This window comes from Tardiphaga sp., assembly GCF_025356345.1.
GTDB lineage: Bacteria > Pseudomonadota > Alphaproteobacteria > Rhizobiales > Xanthobacteraceae > Tardiphaga.
Genome location: NZ_JANXTC010000050.1, coordinates 1 through 12,883 on the forward strand (window position 1 = coordinate 1; position 12,883 = coordinate 12,883).

Annotated in this window: 7 protein-coding genes and 2 pseudogenes; 4 read left to right on the plus strand and 5 right to left on the minus strand. The window is 63.6% G+C overall.

What is annotated here, in order from left to right; translation table 11 throughout:
• A pseudogene (locus tag Q0S16_RS02595) lies at window positions 1-436 on the plus strand (amidase); the annotation flags it as partial.
• A gap of 317 nt (window positions 437-753) precedes the next feature.
• Window positions 754-3,221: pseudogene (locus Q0S16_RS02600) on the plus strand (EAL domain-containing protein).
• Window positions 3,222-3,259: 38 nt separating this feature from the next.
• Here the strand turns inward: Q0S16_RS02600 and Q0S16_RS02605 are convergent.
• The 5 genes from Q0S16_RS02605 to thrS all read right to left on the minus strand — a co-directional run bounded on the left by Q0S16_RS02605 (window position 3,260) and on the right by thrS (window position 10,799).
• Entirely contained in the window at window positions 3,260-6,361 is a 3,102-nt protein-coding gene (locus Q0S16_RS02605) for a CusA/CzcA family heavy metal efflux RND transporter (RefSeq protein WP_295844696.1), read from the minus strand.
• A gap of 2 nt (window positions 6,362-6,363) precedes the next feature.
• Window positions 6,364-7,587, minus strand: coding sequence for an efflux RND transporter periplasmic adaptor subunit (locus Q0S16_RS02610; RefSeq protein ID WP_295844698.1), 1,224 nt, complete (start codon window positions 7,585-7,587; stop codon window positions 6,364-6,366).
• Window positions 7,588-7,683: 96 nt separating this feature from the next.
• On the minus strand, window positions 7,684-8,247 hold the full coding sequence (locus Q0S16_RS02615) for a nitroreductase (RefSeq protein WP_295844700.1): 564 nt from the start codon (window positions 8,245-8,247) through the stop codon (window positions 7,684-7,686).
• 97 nt (window positions 8,248-8,344) lie between these two features.
• On the minus strand, window positions 8,345-8,569 hold the full coding sequence (locus Q0S16_RS02620) for a hypothetical protein (RefSeq protein WP_295844705.1): 225 nt from the start codon (window positions 8,567-8,569) through the stop codon (window positions 8,345-8,347).
• A gap of 181 nt (window positions 8,570-8,750) precedes the next feature.
• Window positions 8,751-10,799, minus strand: a complete 2,049-nt coding sequence (thrS, locus tag Q0S16_RS02625) for a threonine--tRNA ligase (protein WP_295844710.1) — start codon at window positions 10,797-10,799, stop codon at window positions 8,751-8,753.
• Between the two features lie 239 nt (window positions 10,800-11,038).
• Here thrS and dcm point away from each other — a divergent pair, with 239 nt between their 5' ends.
• Window positions 11,039-12,199 carry a DNA (cytosine-5-)-methyltransferase gene (gene dcm, locus Q0S16_RS02630; RefSeq protein WP_295844713.1) on the plus strand — a complete coding sequence of 387 codons (1,161 nt, stop codon included), beginning with the start codon at window positions 11,039-11,041 and terminating at the stop codon, window positions 12,197-12,199.
• The coding region (locus tag Q0S16_RS02635; protein WP_295844715.1) for an Eco29kI family restriction endonuclease at window positions 12,199-12,883 on the plus strand (685 nt) is incomplete at its 3' end. The genes dcm and Q0S16_RS02635, both read left to right, overlap by 1 nt.

Sequence of the window (12,883 nt, forward strand, 5' to 3'; positions counted from 1 at the left end):
GACCATCGCCGACATCGTCGCCTTCAACGCGGCGAATGCTGGCACGGCGCCGCGGTTCGGCCAGGACCTGTTGCTCGCGGCCAATGATACCAGAGGCGATCTGAGCGAGCGCGAATACAAGTCGGCGCGGGCGATGGACCTGCTGGCCGCCAGAGAGCGGGGCATGGACGCCTATATGGACCAGCACCAACTCGATGCGGTGCTGTTCGCCGGCGCGACCGGCGCCGCGATTGCCGCCAAGGCGGGCTACCCCAGCGTCATGGTACCCGGCGGCTTCATCTCGGGGACGATCGACGGCCAGGACACGCCGGACTATCCGTTGGGCGCCACCTTCGCCGGCCGGGCCTGGAGCGAGCATACGCTGTTGCGTCTGGCCTATGCCTTCGAACAGGCATGCCCCGCGCGCAAGCCGCCGCCCGGCTTGATCAGCGTCTGAATCCACCGGGCATGCCCGCCGGGCGCTGCCGCGCTATCAAGGGTGTTGCCGGAATCCCGCCGGCTGGCCGATCAGATATCGCAGCCAAAGAGCGATATCGGCGCGATCGAACGCGTCGCGCGAAGCGTCGATAGGACGCGTCCATGGCGATCCATTTGTCATACCGCCGTCATAGTCCTGAATCCGCCCTAACCATCACGTGACTTAAAAAATTCATAATGCACGGTTGCCGACGGCGGCCGTCAAACGTTTACACGGTATTAAGCCGGATGACCTGAATACCGCTTACCAGCGCAAGTATTCTGAAAGGGACGGTCGTGATCGCGGCGAAAAAATCATCCGTGCAACCGGACGCCAAACTGTATGGCGATATCCCTGCTTTGAAGCGCAAATGGCACGCCGCGCTGCGTCCCGGACAGGCGCTGCCGGGCTACGAGGATGTGATGCTCGGCAGTCTCGGCCGCATGGCTGATCACATCGTGTTGCTGAAGGGCGATCCTCAGTCGCTGGAAGTGTCGCGCAGCGGCCGTTACGTGCAGGAATGGCTGGGCGACGAGCGCTGGGACATTCCGCTGGCCGTGCTGTCGCCCGATTGCGCCACCGCGCTGGCGGAGGCCGCGCATTGCGCGCTGGAGACCTGCCGGCCGCATCTGTCGGTCGTGCATTGCGTGCGTGACGGCCTGGTCCAGACCTATGAGATTCTCGCGCTGCCGACCTCGTCGCGCTGGGGCGGCACGCTGATCGGCGCCTATGTCAACGAGCAGGGGCCGCGCTACAACCTGGTCGATGCGATCTTTTCTGCGACCAATGAAGGCATCGTGTCGCTGGCCGCGATCCGCGATTCCGAAAGCCGGGCGTTCGACTTCCAGATCGTGCATCTCAACCGCGGCGCGGCGGAACTGCTGAAAGTGCCGGCAGCGAGTTGCAGTGGCGCCGGCTCAGCACCGGCGGCCATGCGCTGTGCCTGCCCGATGTCCGGCAATGGCTGCTATCGATGATCGCGAGCGGGGCCACCGACCAGTTCGAGCTCGATTGCGACGATCGCAACCTGCGCCTCAGCGCCACGGCCTTCGGCGATCTGGTGTCGCTGACGATCACCGACGTCACCGACATCAAGCGTCGCGAAGAATCGTTCCGGCTATTGTTCGACAGCAATCCGATGCCGATGTGGGTATTCGACGCCGACACCATGCGCTTTCTCGGCGTCAACGACGCCGCCATCGCGCATTACGGCTACGACCGCGCCAGCTTCCTGCGCATGCAGTTGCGGCAGATCTGGCCGCGCGATGAATGGGACATCCACAGCCAGGCGCTGCGGCAACTCGGCGACACGTTCCAGTCGGATCGCGACTGGCGCCACGTCAAGGCGGACGGCAGCGAGATCGAGGTGCTCACCTATGGGCGCCGCGTCAATTTCGAGGGCCGCGATGGTTTTCTGGTCGCCATTGTCGACATCACCGAGCGCCGCAAGGCCGAGGCGCGGGTCGCCCATATGGCGCATCATGATAGTCTCACCGAACTGCCGAACCGGGTATTCTATCAGCAGCGGCTGAGCCAGGCGCTGGATCTCAACGATCCCAGCAAACATGTCGCGGTACTGTGCATCGATCTCGATCTGTTCAAGAACGTCAACGATTCCTTTGGCCATCCGATGGGCGACCGGATCCTGAAGATGGTGGCCGGGCGGATGCGCGCCGAGGTGCGTGGCAACAATCTGGTGGCGCGGCTCGGCGGCGATGAATTCGCGATCGTGCTGGCTTCCGATATCTCGCCCAATGAGGCGAATGATTTTGCCGCGCGGCTGATCGAGATTCTCAGCGTGCCCTATGAGATGGACGGCATCGAGGTGGTGATCGGCGCCAGCATCGGCATCGCGCTGTCGCCGGGCGACGGCACCCATAGCGAGGAATTGATGCGCAACGCCGACATGGCGCTGTACCGCGCCAAATCGGAGGGCGGCGGCGTGCATCGCTTCTTCGAACGCGAGATGGATCGTCAGGCCCAGAAGCGCCGCGACATGGAGCTGGACCTGCGCAGCGCCTTCGCCCATGGCGAGTTCGAACTGCACTACCAGCCGCTGGTCGATCTCGCCGCCGACCGCATCACCGGCTTCGAGGCGCTGCTGCGCTGGAATCATCCCGGCAAGGGCATGGTCTCGCCGGCCGATTTCATCCCGGTGGCGGAAGACATCGGCCTGATCGTTTCGCTCGGCGAATGGGTGTTGCGACAGGCCTGCGCCGAGGCGGCGAAATGGCCGGACGACATCAAGATCGCCGTCAACCTGTCGCCGGCGCAGTTCCGCAGCCGCAACCTGGTGCAGATCGTGATCGCCGCGCTGGCGCAGTCCGGGCTGTCACCGCTGCGGCTGGAGCTGGAGATCACCGAATCGCTGTTTCTCGCCGAGACCGAGACCAATATCGCGATCCTGCATCAGCTCCGCGACCTCGGGGTGCGCATCTCGATGGATGATTTCGGCACCGGCTATTCCAGCCTGAGCTATCTCAGAAGCTTTCCGTTCGACAAGATCAAGATCGATCGCTCCTTCGTCAAGGACCTGATCGGCCGGCCGGACTGCGTCGCCATTGTCCGCGCGATCTCCGGCCTCGGCCGCAGCCTCAACATCACCACCACGGCGGAAGGCGTCGAGACCGTCGACCAGCTCGACTGGCTGCGCGCCGAGGGCTGCAACGAGGTGCAGGGCTTCCTGTTCAGCGCCGCGCGGCCGGCGTCGGAGATCGCGCATCTGCTGATGAAATTCGGCCACGGCGCTTCAAAGGCGGCGTAGCAGCGGCGCTCCATTTGACGCCAGGCCGGCGCGTCGCTTTACCTCGCGGCGCGCCGGAACGAGAGTTTTTCGCGCAGCTTGCGCCCGATCTCGAAGCTCAGCGGATAGATCGCGGGGAGCACCAGCAGCGTCAGCACCGTCGCGGTGATCAGGCCGCCGATCACCACCGTGGCCAGCGGCCGCTGTACCTCGGCGCCAGCGCTGGTCGAGATCGCCATTGGCAGGAAGCCGAGGGTGGCGACGGAGGCGGTCATCAGCACCGGGCGCAGCCGTTTACGCGCGGCTTCCATCGCCGCCTCGCGCGGCGACGCGCCGGCGGACAGGTTCTGGATATAGGTTACCAGCACGACGCCGTTGAGGATCGCGATGCCGAAGGTGGCGATGAAGCCGATCGCGGCGGAGATCGAGAACGGCAGGCCGCGCAGATACAGCGCCAGGATGCCGCCGGTCGCCGAGATCGGCACGTTGAGAAACACCAGCAGCGCCGGGCGGATATCGCCGAACATCACCACCAGCAGGATGAAGATCGCCGCGATCGCGATCGGCACCACGATCACGAGCTGCGACAGCGCCTTCTGCAGATTCTGGAACTGCCCGGTCCAGGTCGTCGAATAGCGCGGCGGCAACTGCACCTGGCTCTCGACCGCGCGCTTGGCCTCGTCGACGAAACTTTGGACGTCGCGGCCGCGGACATTGGCCACGACCGAGATCCGGCGCTGCAGTTTCTCGCGGCTGATCTGCGCGGGCACCGTATCGGTGCGCAGATCCGCGACCTGCGACAGCGCCACCAGCTTGCGTCCGCTCATGCCGACCGGGATGTTGGCGAGGCTGGCGATGTCGAGACGGTCTTCCGGCGCCAGGCGAACGATGATTTCCGTGATCGAATTGTCGTCGCCATAGACCGACCCGACCGAATGGCCGCCGATGCTCTGCACCGAGGCCAGAATGTCGTCGACATTGACGCCGAAGCGGGCCGCTTCGCCGCGGTTGATGGCGATCGACAGCGCCGGCGCGCCGGCCTGCGCCTCCGGCTTGACGTCGGCGGCGCCGGGAATGCCCTTCACCACCTTGGCGATCTGGTCCGCCGTGGTCTTCAGCGCCGTCAGGTCGTCGCCATAGAGATTGACCGCGACGTCGCCGCGCACGCCCTCGAGCAGATCCTCCATCCGCATCTGGATCGGCTGCGAGAAGCTGAACGCCACGCCGGGCAGTTCGGAGGTCAGCCGCTGCTGCAGCAGCGCCACCAGCGCTTCCTGGGTCTTGGCGGATTTCCATTCCGATGGCGGCCGCAGCGTGACGAAACTGTCGGTCGATTCCACGCCCATCGGGTCGATCGGGATTTCCGCGCTGCCGGTCAGCGACACCACCTTGCGGACTTCCGGGAACGCCTTGAGGATCTGCTCGATCCGGGTGACGACCTTCAGCGTGGCGGGCAGGTTGATGCCGGGCAGCTTTTCCGAGGTGATGATGATGGAGTCCTCGGCGAGTTTCGGCAGGAATTCGCCTCCGAGCTGGGTGGCGAGAACGCAGCTTCCGCCGAACGCCAGCAGCGTGACGATGATCACCGATTTGACGTGATCCTCGGCGAACAGCAGCATCTTCTCGTAGCGGACACGGATCACCCGGATGATCCAGGTCTCGTGATCATGGCCGCCGGACTTCGGAAGGAACGCCGCCGCCATCGCCGGCATCACCGTCATGGTGAGCACCAGCGAGACGAACAGCGCGAGGATCACGGTCAGCGCCATCGGCCGGAACATCTTGCCGGCCACGCCTTCCAGCGCCAGCACCGGCAGATAGACGATCATGATGATGCCTACCGCGAAGAAGATCGGACGCGCCACTTCCGCCGCGGCGTCGCGGGTGACATCCGCCATCGGCCGCGACGGCTCCGCCGCGCGCTGCCGCAGGATGTTCTCGATCATCACCACCGCGCCGTCGATGATCAGGCCGAAATCGATCGCGCCGAGGCTCATCAGATTGCCCGACAGGCCGAACAGCCGCATCCCGGCGACGGCGCCGAGCATCGACAGCGGGATCGCCGCGGCGACGATCAGGCCGGCGCGCAAATTTCCCAGCATCAGCAGCAGCACGAACACCACCAGGATCGCGCCCTCGGCGAGGTTGCCGGCCACCGTATGCAGGGTCTGGCCGACCAGCGTGCTGCGGTCGTAATAGGGCTGGATCTCGACGCCGGGCGGCAGTTGTTTCTGGATCTCGACGACGGCTTGCTTGACGCGGGCCACCACGGCGCTGGCGTTCTCGCCGAATTGCATCAGCGTGATGCCGACCACCGTCTCGCCCTCGCCATCATGCGTCACCGCGCCGAGCCGCACCTTGGGCGATTCCACCACGCGGCCCATCGCGCCGATCGTCACCGCGGTGCCGTTGGGCCCGGTGGTGACCGGGATCATCTCGATGTCGGCGATGCTCTTGACGAGGCCGAGGCCGCGGATCACCTGCTGCTGGTCATTATGCTCGAGATAGGCGCCGCCGCGCGCGGAATTATTCGCGGTTAGCGCGGTGTAGACCTGCGGCAGCGACAGGTTGAAGCGACGCAGCGCGTCGTTGGAGATCTGCACCTCATAGGTCGGCATCTCGCCGCCATAGATGTTGAGGTCGGCGATGCCCGGCACCAGCTTGAGCTTGGGGGCGATCGTCCATTGCAGGATCCGGCGCAGCGCCATCGCCGAATAGCCGGGGCCACGCACCTGGAACTGATAGATCTCGCCGAGCCCGGTCGCCGCCGGCCCCATCTGCGGATCGCCGACGCCTTGCGGCATCGTCGCCTTGGCCAGCGCCAGCCGCTGATACACCTGGGCGCGCGCCAATTCGATCTCGATGGCGTCGTCGAAGGTGACATAGACCGCCGACACGCCATAGCGCGAGATCGAGCGGATGCCGGACAGGCCGGGCATGCCGGCCATCGCGTTCTCGACCGGAAACGTCACCAGCCGCTCCACTTCCAGCGGGCCGAGGCCGGACGACACGGTGAGGATCATCACCTGTTTCGGCGAAATGTCGGGGACGGCGTCGACCGACAGATGCTGCAGGTTGACCAGTCCGCCGATGAGGGCGGCCAGGGTGAGGGTGACGACCAGCCAGCGGCGGCGGATCATCAATTCGAACCAGGAGGTCATGTTCAATTTGTCGAACCGAGCAGGCTGCGAAGCAGGATGGCCTTGAGGTTGAAACTGCCACTGGTCGCGACGGTCTCGCCTTCCGCGATGCCGTCCTGCACTTCGACCCAGTCCGACTGCTGCAGCCCGATCTTCAGGTCGCGCCGCTCAAAGGTGGTGGGCGCGGTGCGCACGAACGCGATCGGGCCCTGTTCGGTGATCTGCACCGCCGCGGCCGGGATGGTGAGGCCGCGCCGGCGCAGATCGGCATCGATGGTCACCGACACGAACATGTTGGCGCGCAGGTACAGTTCCGGATTGAGCAGTTCGATCCGCGCCGCGGCGGTGTTGGTGGCCGCGTCGAGCGCGACATTGACCGAGCGGATCTTGCCCTTGATGGCTTGCTGCGAGGCCATCACGGTGACCTCGTCGCCGCTTTTCACCAGGCCGATATCATTGGCATACAGGCTCGCCTGCACCAGCATGCGCGACGGGTCGGCGACGGTGAAGGCTTCCTGGTTGGTATCGATCACCTCTCCCAGGGTGATATTGGCGCTGGTCACCACGCCCTCGATCGGCGAGATGATGGCGCTGCCGCCGGGCTCGTCGGCGATCGGCGCCAGCCGCTGATATTGCGCCGTGGAAGCGTCGAGCTGCGCCTGCGCCGACTGCACGGCGGCCAGCGCCTTGGCGACGTCGGCCTGGCGCTTCTCGGCATCCGCCGGCGTCGTCGCCCGGTAGGACAGCAGATAATTGGCGCGCTCCAGCGCCGTCTGCGCCAGCGTCTGCGCGGCATAGGTGTCGCTGAGCGAGGCCCGCGCCGTGTCCATCGCGCGTCGCGCCTCGAGCACATTGTTGGAATCGAGCGCGGCCACCGTCTGGCCAGCCTGGATCGGGTCGCCCGGCTGGACATAGAGCCGGGTCACCCGACCCTGCGTCCGGGCCCGGAGATGGGTGACGTTGCGCTCGTCGAACGACGCTGAACCGGGCGCGCGGATCAGCTTGCGCAGCGGCTTCAGCTCGGCACTGCCGAATTCGACGCCCATCTTCTGCTGGGTGTCCGCGGAGAGTTCGATCTGCCGGTCGTTGTCCGGTTTGTCCGGTGCGGCGGCGTCAGCGGATACCTTCGGGGCCTCGGCCTGGCTGCGGTACACCGCGATGCCAATCGCCGCCGCTCCGATCAGGAGGGCAACCGTCAGGATGGAGCGCCGTCGCCGGGTGGACGTATCGTTGCTCGTTTCGGCCAAAATGTTGCGCTTCCATTAGATTAGAATAATTCTAATAAATGGAAAGGCCGCGGCGGTCAATTGGCCGCGGGGCCAATCGTCGCCGCGCAAGGAACGCTAGAACCGCGTCACCAGCTCGGCCAGCACCGGCCGCGGCCGGTCTTCATTGGGCCTGGTCGGCGTGCCGATATGGATGAAGCCGGCGAGTTTTTCGTGGGCTTCGAGGCCCAGCCCGTCGAGCACGTCGCGGTCATAGCAGAACCAGCCGGTCAGCCAGTTGGCGCCATAGCCGAGCGCAGTGGCGGCGCTGACGATGTTCATCGCGCTGGCGCCGGCGGACAGTTCCTGCTCCCACGGCGGCACTTTCGGGTGCGGCTTGATCACCGACACCACCGCGATCACCAGCGGCGCTTCCAGCAGCCGGCGCCGCTCAACCTCGACATCGGCCACCGCCGCCTCCGGATTTTTGCGCGCGAACACGGCGGCGATGACGTCGCCGGCGCGCAGCCGCGCTTCGTTCTCGAACACGATGAAGCGCCACGGCGCCAGCTTGCCATGGTCCGGCACCCGCGCGCCGATGGTCAGGATCGTCTCCAGCTCGGCGGCAGAGGGGCCGGGGCCGCTCATCTCGCGCGGCTTGACGGAACGGCGGGTCTTCAGGAAGGCGATGGTATCGGTCATTCGGTCTCGGGCTCCACGGCGGATGTCCGTCGCTTACCATGCGAGCTGGCCCGCCACGAGGCGGGTGGCACGCTTTTAGACCGATTGTGGGCCGCGATCAGGTCAGTCGCAGCGGCGCGCTGGCAACTTCCTTGGCCGGCATCTTGTCGGCGCGGGCCAGCAGATCCTTGGCGAGGTCCTCGAGGATCTCGCGGGTCGCCAGATACAGGCTGTGGCCGCGCTCGGTTTCGAACGCCAGCGCCACCACATGCGGCCGGTTCGGGTCGGGGATCAGCTGATAGGCCAGGATCGGGTAGGCCGGGATTTCCTGTTCGTCGCTCATCATATTCCTCCGGTCGCAGAATGGCTGTTATGAGCCTTGGCCTCTCCGCGTCATTGCGAGGAGCAAAGCGACGCGGCAATCCAGAAAGCCATAAGCTCGACAAGAACTGGATTGCTTCGTCGCAAGGGCTAAGGGGAAAGCCAATTGGCTTTCCCTGACCTCGCAATGACCGCGGATGATCCTACACCTCGTCGCGCGCGCGCATCACGTCCGGCGGCGTGGCTTCCTCGACCAGCGAGGCCAGCGCCTCGCTCAGCGACATCACGGTCTGCTTCTCGCTGCCGAAGCGGCGGATCGAGACCTGGCCGGTTTCGGCTTCCTTCTTGCCGACCACCAGCATCACCGGGATCTTCATCAGCGAATGTTCGCGGACCTTGTAGTTGATCTTCTCGTTGCGCAGGTCGATGTCGACGCGTAGCCCGGCCTTTCGCGCCGCGGCGGCGACCACCTTGGCGTATTCATCGCCATCCGAGGTGATCGTGGTGACGACGATCTGGGTCGGCGACAGCCACAGCGGGAAGTTGCCGGCAAAGTGCTCGATCAGGATGCCGATATAGCGCTCCATCGAGCCGCAGATCGCGCGATGCACCATCACCGGTGCCTTCTTCGATCCATCGGCATCGATGTAGAACGCGCCGAAGCGTTCCGGCAGGTTGAAGTCGACCTGCGTTGTGCCGCACTGCCAGTCGCGGCCGATGGCGTCGCGCAAGACGTATTCGAATTTCGGGCCGTAGAACGCGCCTTCGCCGGGCGAGATCTCGGTCTTGATGCGGTTGTTGCCCTGCGCCGCGATTTCCGACAGCACGGTGGCCATCACGCGCTCGGCGTGGTCCCACATCTCCTCGGTGCCGACGCGCTTCTCCGGCCGGGTCGAGAGCTTGACCGTGAGCTCGCCCTCGAAGCCGAAATCGGCATAGGTCGAGAGGATCAGCTCGTTAATCTTCAGGCACTCGTCGGCGAGCTGCGCCTCGGTGCAGAACACATGCGCGTCGTCCTGGGTGAAGCCGCGCACCCGCATCAGCCCGTGCATGGCGCCGGACGGCTCGTAGCGATGCACGATGCCGAATTCGGCGATCCGCAGCGGCAAGTCGCGATAGCTCTTCAGCCCGTGCTTGAAGATCTGCACATGGCCGGGGCAGTTCATCGGCTTCAGCGCGAACCAGCGCTTGTCCTCGGCCTCGTCGCCGGCGGACTGCGCCGCGAACATGTTTTCGCGGTACCACTCCCAGTGGCCCGAGGTTTCCCACAGCGACTTGTCGAGGATCTGCGGCGCGTTGACTTCCTGGTAGTCGCTGCCGAGCCGGCGGCGCATATAGGCGATCAGCGCCTGGAAGATGGTCCAGCCCTTGGCGTGCCAGAACACCACGCCGGGGCCTTCCTCCTGGAAATGAAACAGATCGAGCTCGCGGCCGAGTTTGCGGTGGTCGCGCTTTTCCGCCTCTTCGATCTGGTGAAGATAGGCGTCGAGATCTTCCTGCTTGGCAAAGGCGGTGCCGTAGATCCGGGTCAGCATCGGGTTGTTGCTGTCGCCGCGCCAATAGGCGCCGGCCACCTTCAACAGCTTGAAGGCGTTGCCGACCTTGCCGACCGAGGTCATGTGCGGGCCGCGGCAGAGGTCGAACCAGTCGCCCTGATAGTAGATCTTGATCGGCTCGGTGCCGGGGATGGTATCGACCAGCTCGACCTTGAAGCTCTCGCCCTTGTCGCGAAATACCTGCTTGGTCTTTTCGCGGTCCCAGACGTCCCGGGTGAACGGCTTGTCGCGCTGGATGATCTCGCGCATCTTCTTCTCGATCGCGCCGAAATCCTCCGGCGTGAACGGCTCGTTGCGGAAGAAGTCGTAATAGAATCCGTTCTCGATCACCGGGCCGATCGTCACCTGGGTGCCCGGCCACAGCGCCTGTACGGCTTCGGCGAGCACATGGGCGGCGTCATGCCGGATCAGTTCCAGCGCGCGCGGGTCGTCGCGGTTGACGAAGTCGATCCCGGCATCGGCCTGAATCGGCTCGGACAGGTCGGTGACCACCCCGTCCAGCGCCATCGCGACGGTGCGCTTGGCGAGCGATGGCGAGATGCCCTTGGCGATGTCGAGGCCGCTGGTGCCGCGCGGATAATCGCGCGTCTTGCCGTCGGGGAAAGTGACCATGATCATGTCGGCGGGCGGGGCCGGGGGCGTCAGATTGGCGAGGCCGAACTGGAATCCCGACGCGGGCTTGGTGCTGTCTGGCATAATGTTCTCCTGTGGCTCACTCCTGCACACGGGCGCAGGTAAGCAGGAGGGCTGTATATCAGCGGATTCGGCCGTTGCAACATGCGCAGGGGGCTTGCCCGGATCTATCGGGCCTTGTACAAAAAGGGAACAAAATAAGGCGGCGTCAGGAAACTCCAGTTAATAACTGAAGCCAGATCATCGCATCGCGAAGGTTTGCGTGCCATGACCGACTCGGGACGTGTGGGAGAGTTTTTGTGATGGAAAGTGTTGAGCTATTCACCGGTTGTGGGGGCTTGGCACTCGGACTGTCCAAGGCTGGCTTTCGTTCTCTAAGGATGTCGGAATGGGACAAGCATTCCGTCGCCAATATTCAGCATAATCGAGACTTGGGCCTCAGTCTGGTCAAGAACTGGCCGATCCATCGGGAAGATGTTCGGCTGGTCGATTGGTCGGCATATGGTGGCGTCGATCTCGTATCCGGGGGGCCGCCCTGTCAGCCATTCTCGATCGGTGGCCGCCATCGGGGGAATGAAGACCGACGGGACATGTGGCCGGAGGCGGTTCGGTCTGTTCGCGAAATAAAGCCGCGTGCTTTCTTGTTTGAAAATGTTCGTGGATTGCTCAGACCGGGCTTCGCGGATTATTTGCGTTGGGTGCTGCAATCGCTGGCGAAGCCATCGTTGAAACAAGAGGATGGCGAGTCGCGCGAATCCCACCTGCGCCGCCTGGACTCCGCTGAGCACGAAGCCACCTATTGCATCCGGTTGGTGCCGGTCAATGCCGCCGACTTTGGGGCTCCCCAGAAGCGTCACCGCGTGATCATTATGGGGCTTCACGAGGATTTGGGTGAGTGGCCCACGCCCCCCCGTGTGACGCATACGCGGGACCGGCTTCTATGGGATCAATGGGTTACTGGCGACTATTGGCGGATGCACGGCATCCATCCACCACGAAGTGGACCAAAAAAATTAGATAGCGTGTTAGTCGAAAACTTGCGCTCAGCCATGATCGAACCAAAATCCAAAGCCTGGGTGACCGTGAGAGATGCGATCTCCGGCCTTGGCGAGCCCGGGAGTCGGCATGATACACCAAACCATATCATGCAACACGGAGCTCGCGCCTATCCAGGGCATACCGGGAGTTTGTTGGACGAGCCGGCCAAGGCGCTGAAAGCCGGAGTGCATGGCGTTCCAGGAGGCGAGAACATGATGTTGCTCGACAGCGGAGAAGTTCGGTACTTCACGGTGAGAGAAGCCGCGCGTCTGCAAGGGCTACCTGACGATTACGAGTTTATTGGATCGTGGTCCGAGAATATGCGCCAACTTGGAAACGCCGTGCCACGCCAACTCTCGGAAGCCTTCGCACGACAGATGGCCAAATATCTGCGTCGTTCTCCGCTCAAGTCAAAGGCCGCCTGATGGGGTACGCGGAGTTCGAACTGAATATTCCGGAGGTCATACGGGAAAAACTACCCGATTACTTCGACGGACTGTCAGCCGATCCGCTACTGCTCGAGAACGTGGTGCGAATTCCCCAAGGCGTTCAGGGCGCCTACATGCTCTTTTACGCGAATGATTTGGTTTACATTGGCAAGACCGACGCCGAGGCGGGATTTCGCAGCCGGTTGACGCGACATTTTCATAGCATTCAGGGCAGAAAGAATCTCGACGCCAACCTGGTTGGCTTCAAAGCGGTGAGAGTTTTGGTGTTCTCGAATTTCGATTTGGAAACCATACTCATCGATGAGTATTCAAAGCGCACAAAGCGGCCAGTCTGGAATTTCAGCGGGTTTGGATCAAATGATCCTGGGCATAAACGCGAAGGACAGAAGTCCGCGTTATTCGATGTCCAGTACCCGGTTGATATCGACTACGTTGTTCGAGAAATGCGTCCGGGGAAGCACGATTTGATGCAAACCATTCTGGCCCTTAAACAGCAGCTTCCCTATCTCTTCCGATTTGAAATCGAAGAAAATGAGAACTTTCGCAAGGGCCACGAAGAAATGCGGGCGAAGACGGTGGAACTGCCGGATGGCGTGTTGACCGCGAGGACCGTGCTTTTGCGTATTCTCAATTCGCTTCCAATAGGCTGGCAGGTCACCG